Source organism: Flavihumibacter sp. CACIAM 22H1 (assembly GCF_001601815.1).
Taxonomy (GTDB): Bacteria; Bacteroidota; Bacteroidia; order Chitinophagales; family Chitinophagaceae; genus Flavihumibacter.
In genome coordinates this window covers 61,066-78,160 of the sequence record NZ_LUKG01000003.1, presented here as the reverse complement: position 1 = coordinate 78,160, position 17,095 = coordinate 61,066, and the positions used below count along the sequence as shown (strand labels likewise).

General features: G+C 45.3%; 14 protein-coding genes. 10 read left to right on the top strand and 4 right to left on the bottom strand.

Annotated elements, in window-relative coordinates; all coding sequences use genetic code 11:
• Window positions 1-65 precede the first annotated feature (65 nt).
• Genes A1D16_RS01640 through A1D16_RS01630 form a run of 3 tightly spaced genes read left to right on the top strand, consistent with a single transcriptional unit; the run spans window position 66 to window position 3,833 of the window.
• A complete protein-coding gene (locus A1D16_RS01640) occupies window positions 66-1,010 on the top strand; it encodes a dihydrodipicolinate synthase family protein (RefSeq protein WP_290707112.1) in 945 nt (314 codons plus the stop codon).
• A complete protein-coding gene (locus A1D16_RS01635; protein WP_290707110.1) occupies window positions 994-2,598 on the top strand; it encodes an aldehyde dehydrogenase (NADP(+)) in 1,605 nt (534 codons plus the stop codon). The genes A1D16_RS01640 and A1D16_RS01635 overlap by 17 nt, the downstream gene beginning before the upstream one ends.
• Entirely contained in the window at window positions 2,595-3,833 is a 1,239-nt protein-coding gene (locus A1D16_RS01630; protein ID WP_290707108.1) for an FAD-dependent oxidoreductase, read from the top strand. Before A1D16_RS01635 ends, A1D16_RS01630 begins: the two co-directional genes overlap by 4 nt.
• On the opposite strand, the gene A1D16_RS01625 is transcribed toward A1D16_RS01630, so the two are convergent.
• Complete coding sequence (locus tag A1D16_RS01625; RefSeq protein WP_290707107.1) at window positions 3,796-5,211, bottom strand: amino acid permease; 1,416 nt, start codon at window positions 5,209-5,211, stop codon at window positions 3,796-3,798. The genes A1D16_RS01630 and A1D16_RS01625 overlap by 38 nt on opposite strands.
• Window positions 5,212-5,376: 165 nt before the next feature.
• On the opposite strand from A1D16_RS01625, the gene A1D16_RS01620 reads away from it, so the two are divergent.
• Together A1D16_RS01620 and A1D16_RS01615 are read left to right on the top strand one after the other, a co-directional pair.
• Window positions 5,377-6,216 (top strand): fumarylacetoacetate hydrolase family protein, encoded by an 840-nt coding sequence (locus A1D16_RS01620; RefSeq protein ID WP_290707105.1) that lies wholly within the window; start codon window positions 5,377-5,379, stop codon window positions 6,214-6,216.
• A 100-nt stretch (window positions 6,217-6,316) separates the two neighbouring features.
• Entirely contained in the window at window positions 6,317-8,725 is a 2,409-nt protein-coding gene (locus A1D16_RS01615; RefSeq protein ID WP_290707103.1) for a beta-L-arabinofuranosidase domain-containing protein, read from the top strand.
• Here the strand turns inward: A1D16_RS01615 and A1D16_RS01610 are convergent.
• Complete coding sequence (locus tag A1D16_RS01610; RefSeq protein ID WP_290707100.1) at window positions 8,722-9,606, bottom strand: AraC family transcriptional regulator; 885 nt, start codon at window positions 9,604-9,606, stop codon at window positions 8,722-8,724. The genes A1D16_RS01615 and A1D16_RS01610 overlap by 4 nt on opposite strands.
• Before the next feature lie 178 nt (window positions 9,607-9,784).
• On the opposite strand from A1D16_RS01610, the gene A1D16_RS01605 reads away from it, so the two are divergent.
• From A1D16_RS01605 to A1D16_RS01585, 5 genes are read left to right on the top strand one after another with little or no spacing between them, the layout of a single operon-like run.
• Window positions 9,785-10,984 (top strand): FAD/NAD(P)-binding oxidoreductase, encoded by a 1,200-nt coding sequence (locus A1D16_RS01605; protein ID WP_290707097.1) that lies wholly within the window; start codon window positions 9,785-9,787, stop codon window positions 10,982-10,984.
• A 34-nt stretch (window positions 10,985-11,018) separates the two neighbouring features.
• Window positions 11,019-11,336 (top strand): DUF202 domain-containing protein, encoded by a 318-nt coding sequence (locus tag A1D16_RS01600; protein ID WP_290707095.1) that lies wholly within the window; start codon window positions 11,019-11,021, stop codon window positions 11,334-11,336.
• 21 nt (window positions 11,337-11,357) lie between these two features.
• The gene (locus A1D16_RS01595) at window positions 11,358-12,191 is read left to right on the top strand and encodes a universal stress protein (RefSeq protein ID WP_290707093.1); all 834 of its coding nucleotides are present in this window, start codon (window positions 11,358-11,360) and stop codon (window positions 12,189-12,191) included.
• 50 nt (window positions 12,192-12,241) lie between these two features.
• Window positions 12,242-13,327, top strand: coding sequence for a COX15/CtaA family protein (locus A1D16_RS01590; RefSeq protein WP_290707091.1), 1,086 nt, complete (start codon window positions 12,242-12,244; stop codon window positions 13,325-13,327).
• Between the two features lie 45 nt (window positions 13,328-13,372).
• Window positions 13,373-15,610 (top strand): patatin-like phospholipase family protein, encoded by a 2,238-nt coding sequence (locus A1D16_RS01585; RefSeq protein ID WP_290707089.1) that lies wholly within the window; start codon window positions 13,373-13,375, stop codon window positions 15,608-15,610.
• Here the strand turns inward: A1D16_RS01585 and A1D16_RS01580 are convergent.
• Entirely contained in the window at window positions 15,594-16,328 is a 735-nt protein-coding gene (locus tag A1D16_RS01580) for an SDR family NAD(P)-dependent oxidoreductase (protein WP_290707087.1), read from the bottom strand. The two genes, A1D16_RS01585 and A1D16_RS01580, sit on opposite strands and share 17 nt — an antisense overlap.
• Before the next feature lie 57 nt (window positions 16,329-16,385).
• A complete protein-coding gene (locus A1D16_RS01575; RefSeq protein WP_290707085.1) occupies window positions 16,386-16,919 on the bottom strand; it encodes a Crp/Fnr family transcriptional regulator in 534 nt (177 codons plus the stop codon).
• Window positions 16,920-17,095: the final 176 nt, after the last annotated feature.

The window sequence follows — 17,095 nt, the reverse complement described above, 5'->3', positions numbered from 1 at the left end:
GCCGGATAGGAAGGCCGATCTGCAACCGGTATTTTTACAAATCATCGTTATCTAAATAAAGTATTATGGCAACTATTAGCTGGCAGGGCGTTTATCCTGCTTTGTTGACACCGTTTGATGAAAATGAAGAAATTGATTTTGACCTGTATAAATTAAACCTGGAAGCGCAGATTCAGGCAGGTGTTGATGGAATTATCATCGGCGGATCTTTGGGCGAAACCAGTACCTTATTGGGAGAAGAAAAAAAAGCACTTCTCTTGTATTCTAAAGCAATTGTACCGGCCGATATGCCGGTAATTGTGAATATTGCCGAGCAAAGTACCAAAGTTGCCATTGCGCTTGCGCAGGAAGCTGAGCAAAACGGTGCGGATGGATTAATGCTGCTGCCCCCGATGCGTTATAAGGCTGATGACCGCGAAACGGTTGCGTTTTTTAAAGCGGTTGCCCATAACACATCGCTTCCTATTTTGCTCTATAATAACCCGGTCGATTACAAAATTGAAATTACGCTTGACATGTTTGAGCAGCTGCTGGACGTGGAGAATATTCAGGCTGTAAAGGAATCCACCAGGAATACCATGAATGTAACCCGGATGCTTAACCGATTTGGCGATCGTTATAAAATCCTTACTGGTGTTGATCCCATTGCCCTGGAAAGTCTTTTATTGGGTGCACAGGGTTGGGTAGCCGGATTGGTAGATGCTTTTCCACGGGAAACTGTTGCCATCTATCGCCTGGCAAAAGCCGGCAGAATTGAAGAAGCGCTGGCTATTAACCGCTGGTTCCTGCCTTTATGTGAACTGGATATTCATCCTAAATTGGTGCAGTATATTAAACTGGCGGCAAAAGCAACCGGAATTGGTTCTGAATATGTACGCGCACCTCGCCTCTTGCTGGAAGGGGAGGAGAAAATAGCTGTTCAGAAAGTGATCGACGATGCATTAGCTTGCAGACCGGAGTTGCCGGAGTATCTTCACTTACAAAATGTATCAAATGCTCAATGGGCTTAGCATAATCGGACATACGGTGGCCACTGCCGGAAATACCGCACTCCATTCCTTTAGTACGGTTACCGGTCAACAATTAGCAGAAAAATTTTATGTAGCAACTGAAGCAGAAATAGAGCAAGCCTTAAAACTGGCTCAGGAGGCGGCTCCTGTTTTTGCCGCACTTACCGGGGAACAGCGGGCACGGTTCCTGGAAACTATTGCTACGGAAATTTTATCAATTGGTTCCCTGCTGATTGAAAGAGCCCACCTGGAAACCGGTTTGCCCGAAGCAAGATTAAATGGTGAAAGAGATCGTACGGTTAACCAGCTTAGATTATTTGCTGCTGTTTTAAGAGAGGGCAGCTGGGTACAGGCAGTAATTGATACGGCCCTGCCCGATAGAAAGCCCTTACCTCGTACAGACCTGCGAAAAATGCAGGTTGCGTTGGGCCCTGTAGCAGTTTTTGCAGCAAGCAATTTTCCCTTTGCGTTTTCAACTGCCGGTGGCGATACCGCAGCAGCCCTTGCAGCTGGTTGCCCGGTAATTGTAAAAGCGCATGGGTCTCATCTTGGCACCAATGAACTGATTGCCCAGGCTGTTCAGCGGGCAGCAATTTTATGCGGAATGCCAAACGGCGTTTTTTCCGCATTGGTGGGCGAAGGAGCAATACTAGGGCAACAGCTTGCCAAAGATGCCCGAATTAAGGCAATTGGTTTTACCGGTTCTTTCAAAGCAGGTATGTCTCTTTATCGGACAGCTACTACAGAAAGGAAAGAACCTATACCGGTATACGCGGAAATGAGTAGTATTAACCCTGTTTTACTTTTGCCCGTAGCACTCAGTACCCACGCAGATTCGATAGCTACACAACTGGCCGGCTCTATTACCCTTGGAGTGGGGCAGTTTTGTACGAACCCGGGACTACTATTTGTATTGGAGAGTGAACAGACAGCGGCATTCATAGAAGCTTTAACAGCAGCTATTCAAAAAACAGCCGCTGGTTATATGCTGAATAAAACCATTTGTAAAAGTTATTATGGCAACAAATCAAGCCTCAAAACACACCCGGGTATAACCGTATTAACCGAAGGAGAAGACTTATCGGAACAGTATAAAGGAAGCGCTGCTTTATTTCAGGTAAACGCAGCAAACTTTATCAACGATCTGGTGTTGCAGGAAGAGGTATTTGGGCCAAGCTCCCTGGTGGTGCGCTGTTCTTCAAAAGAGGAACTGAAACGGGCACTGGAGGTATTACAGGGGCAATTAACCGGATCCGTATTTGCCGAGCAAGCAGATCTAACGGAATTTTCCGATGCAATTGCGGTTATGCAATCCAGGGTTGGCCGGTTAATATTTAACCAGGTGCCAACTGGGGTAGAAGTGTGCCATGCCATGGTGCATGGAGGCCCATTTCCTGCTACGGCTGATGCAAGATCTACCTCCGTCGGCGCTGATTCCATTCAACGATTTGTACGCCCCCTTTGCTGGCAGAATTGCCCCGAAGAAATATTGCCGGCCGCTTTAAAAAACAGTAACCCTCTTCAGCTCATGCGCAAAATAAACGGCATCTATACGCGGGATGCTGTTGATTCCTTAGTTGTACTATGAAAGCAGTAATTGTTGGTGGTGGAATAATAGGCTTATGCAGTGCCTGGTACCTAAATGAAATGGGATGGGAGGTTGTACTTGTTGATAGAACAGACTTGTCAGACAGTTGTTCCTACGGTAACCTCGGAATGGTAGTACCAAGTCATTTTGTTCCATTGGCAGCACCTGGAATTGTTTCACAGGGAATACGTTGGATGTTCAATTCTAAAAGCCCCTTTTATGTGAAGCCGGCACTGAGTCCGAAACTGATAAGCTGGGGCCTTCGTTTCATAAAAGCTGCCAATGCCCGGCATGTTGAGCAGTCTGCCAGGCCCTTGCTCGACCTGAATTTGCTCAGCAAATCACTTTATGACGAATTGGCCCGCTCCTTTGATTTCTCCTTAGAAGCAAAAGGAATTTTGATGTATTTCAAACAGGAAGCTGTAGCCGAAGAAGAAATTCACCTCGCCGAAAAAGCAAGAGCCCTGGGCCTGGATGCAGTTTACCTGAATAAAGAAGAGGTTCAGCAATTGGAACCCACCACAAAACTGGATGTTTTAGGCGCTGTGCATTATAGATCTGATGCACACTTATATCCTAATTTATTGATGAAACAACTGATCACCACCCTGAAACAGCGGGGAGTTCAACTGTTGGAACAACATGCGCTTGAACAGGTTGAGCGACATCAGCATAAAATTCAAAGTATAACTGCGGGGGGAAAAAAACTGGAAGCGGATTTATTTGTGATGGCCAGTGGTTCATGGCTGCCAGACACCTTACAACTGGCAGGGTTGAAGATACCGTTACTGCCGGGGAAAGGTTATTCCTTCACCGTTGATGAACCTGCGCAGAAGTTAAATATACCGGCAATTCTTTGTGAAGCAAGGGTAGCCATAACTCCCATGCAGGGGAGGATGCGGTTTGGAGGTACCATGGAGCTGGGTAAAATGCAGCACCGCGTAAACCTGAACCGGGTTAAAGGAATTGTGGAATCTATTCCCAGTTATTTTCCAGAACTAAAGCCGTCTCTGCCGGCAGAGAAAAATATCTGGTATGGCTTTCGACCCTGTTCCCCGGATGGACTTCCCTATATTGGTTATTCAGCAGGTGCAGATAATCTTTTGATAGCAGGTGGGCATGCAATGATGGGGCTTAGCCTTGGACCGGCAACCGGTAAGCTGATTGCCGAACTGGCCAATGGAAAACAGCCCTCCATTAACCTGGCTCCTTTTGCTCCGGATCGTTTTTCCTGATAAAATAATAGATTGGAATGCCCAATAAGGTTATAATTAATCCCGGCCAGGTATATGCGGGTTTAAAAAATATAAGTAGTCCGCAAAAACTAAGTCCCATTAAAATATAAATAATTGGTAGAACCGGGTAGCCCACTGCTTTATACGGACGATGCGCTGCCGGTTGTTTTTTGCGTAGTATAAAAATGCCCGCAATAGTGAGCATATAAAATCCAACAACCACAAAAGAGATCATATCCAGTAATTGCCCGTATTGGCCACTTAAACTCCAGCCACAGGCAAACAGGCACTGAAACCAGAGTGCATAGCCGGGTACATTGTTTTTATTAAGATGGCCTGCTTTTTTGAAAAACAGTTTATCCTGTGCCATTGTATAATATACCCTTGCACCGGCAAGTATTAAACCATTATTACAGCCAAATGTGCTAACCATGATCATGATTGCAATAATGATGGTGCCGGCATTGCCAAATATCACCTGCGCAGCTGTAACACCAACCCGGTCTTTTTCTGCACCGGCGATGGCGTCCAAGGAAAGCACAGACATATATACCAGGTTAGTACACACATAAATTAGCGTAACAATCAGGGTGCCCAGGAAAAGACTTAACCCGATGTTACGTTGCGGATTTTTTATTTCTCCTGCAATAAAGGTTACATTATTCCAGGAATCACTGCTGAAGATAGAGCCTACCATGGCCGCCGCTACAGCGCCTAAAGCTGCAATGGTTGTATAAGATTCGATCGATGATCCGGGAAGCAGTTTCTGAACAGACCAGGCATTGATCCAGTTGTTGTTCCATATTTGCACATCAAAAGCCAGCAGGCCAAAAACGATAAGACCAAAAAGACTGAGCAATTTTGCGAGGGTAAAACTGGTTTGAATGGTTTTTCCGCTCTTAATTCCCCGGGTGTTTATGTAGGTTAGCAGAATAATTACCACAATAGAAAGCAGTTGCGCGGGAGATATGGTGTAAGTACCGATCTGTACCACTACGGCATCTTCACTAAACACCGGAAAAAGGTAAGCGGTAAATTTTGCAAAGGCAACTCCTACGGCAGCAATGGTAGCGGTTTGAATAACAGAAAAAAAACTCCAGCCATAAAGGAAACCAATTAAGGGATTATAAGCTTCCTTTAAATAAACATACTGGCCGCCAGCTTTCGGGTACATTCCACTTAATTCTCCATAGCTTAAGGCGGCGGTGATGGTCATGAAGCCGGTAATAAGCCATATTGCAATGAGCCAGCCAGCGCTTCCCACATGCCTGGTAATATCCGCACTTACTATAAAGATGCCGGAACCTATCATGGAACCTGCCACCACCATGGTGGCATCCAATAAACGAAGGGTCGGCTTAAAACTGGAAGAACTCATAAACAGCAGGTTTCAGGTAGGGGAAATTAAGCAATACCGGTACAATTCCCACATGCGGGTTAAAATCAGTGGAACTTAGGCTAATTGATGCAAACCGCTCAGATGTTGAAACGAGCCTCTGACGATAAGCAGAACTCTTGCTATATTACTGTTTAAAATCAATAGATGGACGGCATTCGTATTTACAGGACTACACTTGGACCCATTGCAGAAGAGGGGGCATGTTTTTATAAACTCCCTGTTACCTGGGCTGATCTCTTACATGCAGAGGCACCCCTTACCCTTGTTCAGGAACTTTTAAAGGGGGCAGAACAGGTAATGGCGCCATCTCACTCATCCATTGAAATGCCAATGACGGAACAACAGGAATTATGGTCCTGTGGTGTAACTTATAAACGCAGCCGCGATGGGAGACAGGAAGAGTCAAAAGAAGCAGGCGGCAGCGATTTTTATGCAAGGGTATATGAAGCCGAACGCCCAGAAATTTTTATGAAAGCCAGTGCTGCAAGAGTGGTAGGAACAGGTAACCTGGTTCGTATCCGCAAAGACAGCTCCTGGAATGTACCGGAACCGGAGTTAACCTTGGTGGTAAACAGCAACGGAGCCATAATCGGCTATACGATCGGAAATGATATGAGCAGCCGTAGCATCGAAGGGGAAAACCCGCTTTATCTTCCGCAGGCAAAAACATACGATGGCTGTGCGGCGCTGGGCCCCTGTATATTGCTAACTCCGGATGAAACCATTTCTTCTTCTACCACTATTCAATTGGTCATTAAACGGGCCGGCCTACCCGTTTTTTCCGATACAGTAGCATTGACGCAAATGAAAAGAGGGTTGAAAGAACTGGTGGGTTTTGTGTACCGGGAATGCAGCTTTCCTTTTGGCTGTTTTATCATGACCGGTACCGGCATTGTACCCCCGCCGTCTTTTACACTGCTGGCAGGAGACCTGGTTGAAATCGAAATCAGCGGAATAGGAACACTTACCAATATAGTGGCTTAAATAACCAGTAAGGAGAAAATCTGCACAGCATCCGTGAATTTGTGTAAATTGGTAGTTAAATGTCATTAATACATTTAATTTTTGAAAAATTGCTACCAGTATGCTGAAAAAATCTCTATCCATTGGAGTAGTGCTTGGGCTATGCGGACTGAATTTGACTGCGCAGACCGCACAACGTGATTACCCCATCCAGCCGATACCTTTTACACAGGTACATTTTCAGGACGGTTTCTGGGCACCGAAGATGGAGGTGAATGCTACCGTAAGCATTCCTTATACCTTGCAAAAATGCAGGGAAACAGGTCGCATCGATAATTTCCTGAAAGCTGCTGGTAAGCTGCCGGTTGGAAAAATAACAGAATATCCGTTTGATGATACGGATGTATATAAACTTATAGAAGGGGCCTCCTATTCTCTCCAAACCAAGCCGAATCCGGAGCTCGAAAAAACACTTGATACCCTTATCGGTATTATTGGTGATGCACAGGAGCCGGATGGATACCTGTATACATTCCGGACCATGAAACCGGATACCCTGCATCCCTGGATCAGTCCGAACCGATGGGAGAAAGATCCTGACCTGAGTCATGAGCTATACAATTCAGGGCACCTTTACGAGGCGGCTGTTGCACATTACCTGGCTACCGGTAAACGGAATTTTTTGGATATAGCGCTGAAAAATGCAGACCTGCTGGTACGTGATTTTGGTCCGGGTAAAGCGGCCTATTTTCCGGGTCATCAGGTAGTGGAAATGGGACTGGCAAGGTTATACCGGGTTACCGGAAAAAAGGAATACATCGACCTGGCGAAATACTTCCTTGATATACGGGGTAATGGCACCATACAAGGAGCTGAATACAGCCAGTCTCACAAGATGGTTACTGATCAGCATGAAGCAGTAGGACATGCGGTACGTGCCGCCTATATGTACACAGGAATGGCCGATGTGGCTGCACTTACCGGAAACCAGGAATATATAAGCGCTATCAACGATATCTGGAAAGATGTGGTAGAACACAAGCTTTACCTTACCGGAGGTATTGGTGCCACCGGCCATGGAGAAGCATTTGGGGCAGCCTATCAGTTGCCGAATATGTCGGCCTATGCAGAAACCTGTGCTTCCATCGCCAATGTGTATTGGAATAGCAGAATGTTTTTAATGAACGGAGATGCACAGTATATTGATGTGTTGGAACGTATTCTTTACAATGGTCTTTTATCCGGTGTTTCATTAAGCGGGGATCGTTTTTTCTACCCCAATCCACTGGCTTCTATGGGGCAACACCAGCGAAGTGCCTGGTTCGGATGTGCCTGTTGTATTTCAAATATGACCCGGTTTATGCCCTCCATTCCCGGCTATGTATATGCGAAAAAAGAAAATGAGCTTTATGTAAACCTATATGTTGCAAGTACTTCCTCTGTGGAATTGCCTGCAGGTAATCTGCAGTTGGAACAGGTTACGGAATATCCCTGGAAGGGGCAGGTAGCTCTGCTGGTAAACCAGGCGCCGGCTGCAGCTATTACCTTACATCTTCGGATCCCGGGCTGGGCAAAGCAGGAGGCCCTTCCCGGCAGTTTATACGCTTTTATTGATACACAGCGAAAACCTATCAGGCTTTTGCTGAATGGAAAGGCGGTGGACTACACGATGGAAAAAGGGTATGCCGTACTGAATCGGAGCTGGAAAAAAGGAGATCGGCTGGAATTGGAATTGCCCTTGGAAATAGAAAAAGTTATTGCGAATAAACAGGTGAAAGAGGATCAGAACAGGTTTGCATTACAACGCGGTCCGCTTGTTTATTGTATTGAAGGCATTGATAACAAAGACAATGCTGCCAATAATATTGTAATAGACCGTTCGGCAGCAGTAAACGCCCGCTATGAACCGCAGTTATTGAATGGTGTAATAGTATTAACTGCAAAGGGGGCAAGTACCAAACGGCAGCTTAACAGCAAAGCGTTGCTTAGAACAGAACAAACGGTAAAAGCTATTCCTTACTATTCCTGGAATAACCGCGGAGCCGGGGAAATGCAGGTATGGATCCCTTACGAAGCGTCTGCAGCGTTACCAACACCGGCGCCTACCATTGCATCCAAAAGCAAGCCCAGTTCTTCCCAGAAGAATCCACGGATGTTGCGCGGGTTGAATGATCAGTTTGAGCCGGAAAATTCACAGGATCGGAATTCTGTATACCTGCATTGGTGGCCGAATGAAAATACAACGGAATGGGTGGAATATAAATTTGATAAAACTTACCAGGTTAGCTCAAGCAGTTTTTACTGGTTTGATGATGGACCTTTCGGAGGATGCAGGATACCACAGTCTTACACCCTCCTGTATGAGAAGGCGGGTAAATTTGTACCGGTTGAGCTGGAAAAAATGGACCCTATCAGCAAGGATGGGTACAACACCATAAAATTTAAACCGGTAACAACCACCGCACTGCGGCTCGAAGTTAAATTACCTGAAAAACACTCATCTGGTATACATGAATGGATGGTAAATTAACTGGCCACTTCGTAGGTATGCAGGGTATAGGACTCTACGTATTCACTCGGTGATTTACCTAGTACCGATTTAAAAACCCGGTTAAAATTGGTGATGCTGTTAAAGCCGCAGGTATAGGCGATGGTGGATATGCTGTCAAACCCGCCTTCGGTTAGTTTTTTGCAGGCTTCATTAATACGCACTTCATTTAAAAATGAAACAAAAGTATGGCGGGTTCTTTTTTTAAAGAAGCGGCAAAATGCCTGGGGGGTCATGTGTGCTTGTTTGGCTACATCATCAAGCGTAAGTTGTTCCGCATAATTACTGAGAATAAAATTATAAATATTACCCAGCCTGATTCCTTCATTCTCACTGAATTGCGCCATTTCCGATACACTGGCCAGTTCTTTTAACTGGGTGGCACTGCAACAATGGCGAAGCAATTCCAGAAAGCTGATCACCTGCTCAATATTGTTCTGTTGCTCCATGCGAAGCATGAGTGCGCTGATATCCGCTGTTATTTCCTCGGGTAAAATAAAACCCGACCGGTGTTTGTGCAGGAACTGGCGGATCTGTTTGGTTTCTGTCAGATCAAACAGGTGCTGCAATTTGCCGGATGGATTAAAAAAAACAGTAAGGGTTTCCACTTCCAGGTTTCCGTCGTAATAAACAGGATTATTCTTAAAAACATGCGGCTGGTTTGCTCCGATGCAATAGATCTCATTGGAGCGGAAGGGGTGCATGTTATTTTCCACCACCAGGGTACCTTCTCCCTTTATGATCCAGGTCAGCTGCAGTTCATCGTGCCGGTGTAAATGCTGGTACATATACGGCATTTTATCGCGTTGTACGATAATGTTTTTTTCGCCAGGAACCGGAATGGTGAATTGTAAGACTTTCATGACGACTAATAAGTGTTTGAATGACAGTAATTTAATCAATTCTTTGATATTACCCTTCTATAGTGAAAATATGGTTAAACCAGGTTAAAATACGGGCAAATAAGAATCAGTTTTCAGAGTGACAGGGGTCACAATTCACCTGCTTTCGGGCTCCTACCTTCACCTTTAAACGATTGACATGCAACAACATCATCAGATTTTAATAATTGGTGGAGGGAATGCGGGCATTTCTACGGCGGCTCAATTGCTGCGCAAAAGGCCTGCGCTTGATATAGCTATTATTGAACCGTCTGAAAAACATTATTATCAGCCCGCCTGGACCCTGGTAGGGGCCGGCACTTTTGACATAAACGACACGGTTCGGTCTGAAGCATCGGTTTTGCCCAAAGGGGTGCATTGGATAAAAGATGCTGCCACCCGCTTTGAACCTGATCAGCATAAGGTTAGTACAGCCAGTGGGCAGGAATATACGTATGATTACCTGGTTGTAGCCCCTGGTATTCAGTTGAACTGGCACCTGGTTAAAGGGTTGCCTGAAACGCTGGGCAAAAACGGCGTAACCTCCAACTATTCTTTTGAATTGGCTCCCTATACCTATGAGCTTATTAAAGGGTTAAAAGCTGGTGATAAGGCGTTGTTTACCAGTCCGGGTACCCCGGTAAAATGTGGAGGCGCTCCACAAAAAATCATGTACCTGGCAGCAGACTATTTGCGAAAGCATGGACTACTGGGTAAAACCAGCGTGGAATTTGTAAGCGCAGGTTCGGTCATCTTTGGGATAAAAAAATATGCCGATGAGTTGATGAAGAAAGTGAATGAATACGGCATTCAATTACATTTCAAACATGATCTGGTAGAGATAAATGGTGCGGCAAAAACAGCTGTATTTAAGGTTACCGATACAGAGGGTATTACAAAGTTGGTTACTAAGCAGTTTGATATGATCCACGTAGTACCTCCGCAAAGTGCCCCCGATTTCATACGAAACAGCCCGCTGGCAAATGCAGCCGGATGGGTGGATGTAAACAAGGCAACGCTTCAGCATACACTATATCCGCGCATTTTCGGAATTGGTGATGCAACCAGTACGCCTAATGCAAAAACCGGGGCCGCGGTTCGTAAACAAGCCCCTGTATTGGTAAAAAACCTGTTAGCCCTGATAGATGGCGAACCCCTGCCAGCTACCTACAATGGTTATGGAAGCTGTCCATTGGTTGTAGGATACGGCAAACTGATTCTGGCAGAGTTCGATTATGACAACAAACCCACAGAAACATTTCCGTTTGATCAGTCCAAGCCCCGGTGGACAATGTGGGCCTTGAAAAAATATGTATTACCCTGGATGTACTGGAATAGGATATTAAAGGGAACGGCTTAATCAATTCTTGCGTAAATTGTTGCAAACTGCCGGAATGAATGCTGAAAAACCTGCGCCTGCCCGGGTAAAACTTTCACTGACAGATGAACTGGCAGTAGAGCGTACCCGTTTGGCCAATGAACGTACTTTATTGGCCTATATTCGCTCAAGTTTGTATTTTTCCATTGCCGGACTAACCCTCAACAGTTTTTTTGAACTGGAATTGGGCTGGTTACTGGAACTGGCTTTTTGGATAGTGGCTTTCGGTATCCTTACCAGCGGAATTATCCGTTATCGCCGGGTAGCTAAAAAGCTGAATATTTCTGCATTTGCGCAAAAACGCTGGCATTTGTTAATGGAAGAAGAGGTATAAAGAAAAAAGTAAATGAATCTCATGGCGAATATTTTAGTTCCTTTTGATTTCTCCGCCAATGCTATCAGCGCGTTGGACCAGGCCTTATACATTGCAAAAGGCAGTGGATTAACCATTGAAGTATTACATATTTTAAATTTTAAAGCTGCCCATGACTACCCTGCAGAATGGCATATTGATCCACATCACGTTGATTTGGGAGCAATTGAAGCAAAACTGGCTGAAATTGTTGCAGACCGCAGCCGATCCTGCTGTGGCGATAGCACCCCCGCAGTTACCAGTGCCGTTCGGGAAAGCGTAATGATCAACGGCGGTATTATCAACCATATGTTACAGCATAAAGCGGACCTGATTGTTATGGGAACCCATGGTGCCTCCAATGCCATCGAACGTTTTTGGGGTAGCAATACCAGTACTATGATCAATCATAGTTTGTTTCCAATACTAGCCGTACCCCGCAACTGGCACCCGGTGGTGCTGGAAGAACTATTAGCGGCTATATCGCTGAAAGAAGCAAAAGCCTGCCTGCCCAAGCTGGTGGAATGGGCAAAATGGCTGAAAACCAAGGTGCAGGTGATTTCTTTAACATCTGTTCCTGAAACCGATCAGGATGAACTGGAAGCGGTGGTGGCTGATTATCCGGAGATCACTGCCCAGTTAGTGCCCAAAAAAGATGATTTACCCATGTGGAAAAACCTGGTAAATTATACGGCCGACCGAAAAAAAGCGGTATTACTGATGTTTGTTCATGAACGCACGGTTTTCGAGAAGCTCTTTAATTACAGTATAACGTCAAAAGTGGCAGACGGCATCCTCATTCCATTGTTAGCTGTTCCTACCACCAAAAAACCCTGAGTTTCAACAGCGGTTGGCGTATCGGAACCAATGGGATAACTTTGCGGGCCATGGAACACATCCTTCAGTTTAATCCTCAGCAAAAGGGACAGAGAGCAGTGGCCATTTGGCTGCTGATAGGGGTTGCAATGATTATTGTGCAGATTTTACTGGGTGGTATAACCCGGCTTACCGGCTCCGGACTTTCTATTACCGAGTGGGAGGTGGTAACCGGTACACTGCCCCCGCTGAATGAAGCCGCCTGGCTTGAAAAATTCAGCGAATACCAGCAAACCCCTCAATTCCGCCTGCTGAATACCGATTTTAACCTACCAGATTTTAAGTTTATTTTTTTCTGGGAATGGTTTCATCGTTTCTGGGCAAGGCTGATTGGCGTGGTATTTCTGGTGGGATTTGTTTACCTGAGTGCAAAACGTTACCTGAAACGCGAAATGGTGAACCCGCTCCTGATCCTGTTTGTGCTGGGGGCATTACAGGGAGCCGTAGGCTGGATTATGGTGGCAAGCGGGCTAACCGGCGATGCTGTATACGTTAAGCCAACGCGCCTGGCGCTCCATTTTGTACTGGCAATCGGGCTGCTCTGTTATACCTTTTGGTTTGCTCTTCAATTGCTGGTACCAGCACGCGAACGAATTAATTCGGGCCCGGTAAAAAAGGGTATTTGGCTGATTTTGGGCCTGTTAACGCTTCAATTACTCTATGGTGCGCTGATGGCTGGCCATAAGGCTGCAGCCGTTGCGTCCACCTGGCCTACGATCAATGGGGCCTGGTACCCCGATGGAATGGGTAGCCACCAACCCTGGCTGATTAATTTTATTGATAATACTATCACCGTTCATTTTATTCACCGGAACCTGGCTTACCTGATTACCATCCTTATAATCGTATGGTATCGAAAAGCCAGCCAGGAGCCGCTTTCTGTTGTGGCTAAACGATACCTCCGCTGGCCTCTTTTAATAGTGGTAATACAGGTTTTGCTGGGCATATTAGCTGTTTTAACCAGTAAGGAAATTATTCCTAACCGGTGGGGGAGCTTTGAATGGATGGCACAAATCCACCAGCTTACCGCTATGTTTCTGGTACTTTCACTGGTTGGGATGCTGTATCTTTTCAGTGCACGCAGGCAGCAGGCATAATTTGCGCGTTGTCTAAACGTTCTAAGAGTGTATCTTGAAACCACTATGAAGCACCGCCTCAAAGCCATATTCTATTCTTTTGCTGTACAATTGGTGCTGCTTCATTTTAAGAAGTTTCAGATCCTGCTTATATTCTGGCTGGCCTTATTCGGTGCTGTCAGTGGAAATTTTATGGCAAGCTTTGGCGTGGATTCGCTCTATTTATCGCCCGAATACCTGGGTACGGTAAATGCCCTTTCCGCCGGAATTGTGGGGGTTTCTGTTGCCATCTTTATCATGAGCTGGAACATTACCACATTTATCCTGTTCTGCCGGCATTTCCGCTTTCTGGCTACCACTACCCGTCCTTTCCTCAAATATTGTATCAACAACGCTATTATTCCTGTGATCTTTCTGGGGTACTATTTTTTCCATGCCGTTAATTTTGATTTGCATAAGGAATTATTGTCTTTGAGCGATGTTTTAGCCCTTACAGGTGGCTTTCTTACCGGTTTTGCAGTAATCGTTTTTTTATCCTTTGGTTATTTTTTCGGCGCGGATATTACAATTGCACGAAATATGATCAGCCTCGATACAAGTCCCCTTGCACTGCATAAAGGCGTTCGACCCCATATTGTACTTAATAGCGGCGGCAGTCGGCTGATCAAAGTAACCACCTATCTAAGCGGACGATTAAGGGTAAAAGCAGTTCGCGATGTAACCCATTACAGTAAGGAATTCCTGGAAAGTATTTTCAGCAGGCATCATTTTGCAGCGGTATTATCGATTTTTATCGCCTTCGTTTTTTTAATGCTGGTGGGATTTCTTCTCGATTATGAAATGTTTCAACTACCGGCAGCAGCCAGCATAACTATTTTTTTTGCCATCCTGGTTTCAGTGGCTGGCGCATTCTCTTATTTTCTGCAAAGCTGGAGTGTGCCCTTTGTGGTAGTACTGATCGTACTATTGAATATTTTGTATCGGTATGGTGTAATTGACCCCACCAATAAGGCATATGGACTTAATTATGGCAAACAAATTCAGAAAGCGGCCTATTCAGCCGAGCATCTGGCGGCATTGAATACGCCGGAAAAGATGGCAGCGGATAGTGCAGCAATGATTGAGGTACTGGAAAACTGGAAAAAAAGACAAGCTGTCGAAAAGCCCCGGCTCTTTATTATCAATGTAAGTGGAGGGGGTACCAGAAGTGCAACTTTTACAATGGGGGTATTACAGAAACTGGATAGCTTATGCAACCAGCAACTGATGCGTAAAACTTTTCTGATAACCGGTGCTTCCGGAGGCATGCTTGGAGCGGCTTATTTTCGGGCATTGTCAAGAGAGCGAGACCTGGGGCAGCCGGTCCGCTTACAGGATCAGCGCTATTTTGATGATATCTCAAAGGACTTATTAAATCCAACCTTTTCCTCTTTTGTAGCAAGAGACCTGGCCGCGCCTGCCCAAAAATTTAAGGTAGGAGCGTATGAATATGTAAAAGACAGGGCCTATTCTTTTGAACAGCAACTCAATAAAAATACCCGCTATTTACTGGACAAGGAATTGAGTGCATTACAGGAAGAAGAAAAGCAAGCACTGATTCCAACCATGATATTTAATTCAGTGATTACCCGCGATGGCCGTAAAATGCTGATAAGTACGCACCCGCTTAGTTTTTTAATGAAACCCGCCGGTGATGCCGGCCTTCAACTGGATGGAGATCCGGACGCCGTTGATTTTGCTGCCCTTCTTCAGAAGCAGGACCCGATGAACCTTCGGCTGCTTACCGCCCTTCGTATGAATGCTACGTTTCCTTATGTATTACCCAATGTATGGTTGCCTACCGAACCTGTTATTGATGTAATGGATGCCGGATTGCGCGATAATTATGGTATTGAAACTGCTGTTCGTTTTATTCATGTTTTCCGCCACTGGATCCGGGAAAATACCAGCGGAGTAACCCTCCTTCAGATTAAAGACAGGAAAGGAGGTGGTTGGGAGCATCCGTTTGAATCGAAAGCAATTTCGGAAATCGTAACCAAACCATTACTCCTGCTGCAATTGAACTGGCATAAGATGCAGCAGTACAATCAACAGGATCAATTGGGAATGATCAGTGATCTGCTACCCGGAGCGTTTAACCGGATCAGTTTTCAGTACCTGCCCGAAAAAGAAGAGATGAAAGCTGCCTTGAATTTCCATCTTACCCAACGAGAAAAAATCGATATCCGCCACGCTTTGGATAACCAGGTAAATGCAGATAGTTTTCAGGACTTTAACAAGGCTTGTTTTAATGCAGGGAATTGATTTTTTTAAACGCAAATCCAGGTGCCAGACGCCCTAAATAATAGAGGAGCTTTACTGCACCTACCCTGATTTCCTTTTTGTTTCGGCTTAATCCTGCCAGCATTTCTTTTACTGCTTTTGCCGGACTGATGGCAATTTTCGGCGGATTGCCCAGGTGCCAGGGAGTATCCACTACCGGAAATAAAACCTCGGTTATTTGAAGAGAGGAAACCTGCGCACGTACTACCTGTGTAAATGAATGGAGTGCTGCTTTTGTTGCATTATAAACCGGGTATTGCACCCGAGGCGTATATGCCAGCCCGCTGGTAATATTTATTATACCTGCATTGTTATTTTGCTGCAGCACCGGCAATAAAAGTTTGCTCAGGTGAACAGGAGCAAGCAGGTTGGTCATAATTTCTGTTACCGCCTTTTCATAGGCATCAGGGTCTTTTCCAAAATCATTTCGGTGAACAATGGCTGCATTGTTAACCAGTATATTCAGAGAAGGATAGGTTTCCCGGATCCAGGCTGAAAGTTGTATCCGCTCAGTGTCCTTGCTGAGATCGCAACAATATGTAATGAGCTCCGGTAACTGCTTTTTAGCAGCGCTTAATTTTTCCGGGTTGCGGCCACAAATCAGTACGGTGTTATTCAGTGCAATCAGTTGTTTTGCCATTTCCAATCCCAGTCCTGAACTTCCGCCGGTAATAAAAATGGTGTTATTGTGTAAGTTCATCGCGTTTAATTGAACCGCGAAAATAGCCGGGCGCGTTCTATTGAAAATTGACCTGGGTTAACTGCTGCGTTTTTTCCGGATCCGGCTTAAGGATTCCGGTTGAATGCCCAGGTAGGAGGCAATGTGCTGCAATTGAACACGTTTATCGAGCCCGGGAAACTCGAGCCGGAAATTACGGTAACGCGTTTCTGCGTCGAGCAATAATAAATCCCGTTCTCTTTTTTCTTTGCTGGCATAGCCTTTCTCCAGCGCTTTTATGAGGAATTTGTCCCAGGCCGGATCTTTTTCCTGGAGTTTAAGCCAGCTTAGATAATTGACTTCAAGCACGGTAGATGTTTCAAGTGCCTGAACAAAAAATTGCGAGCCGGTTTGTCCAAGCATAGCCGTGTAAGATGCCAGGATGGAGGTGGCCGGAATAAAGGCTTTTGTGAATTCAATGCCCTTGTCGTTCTGGTAATAATACCGGAAAAGTCCCGATTGAACAAAGCCAAATTTTCGGGGTATTTGTCCCTCCCGCAGGAAGAATTCTCCTTTCAGGTACACGGTTTGTTGCGAAATTGCCAGTAATTCGGTGTTTTGTTGGTAATCCATGTCCAATTCAGGCAGCGCTGGTTGTTATATAGTGTAGGTATTAATTATCACGTTTAAAACTAGTTAAAAATGCAGGAGTATTTATTGATTTTCAGACATGAAGACGGTGAAAAAATTGCTTCGCCCGAGCAAATACAGGTTTGGATGAAACAAACGATGGACTGGATTGATTCCAT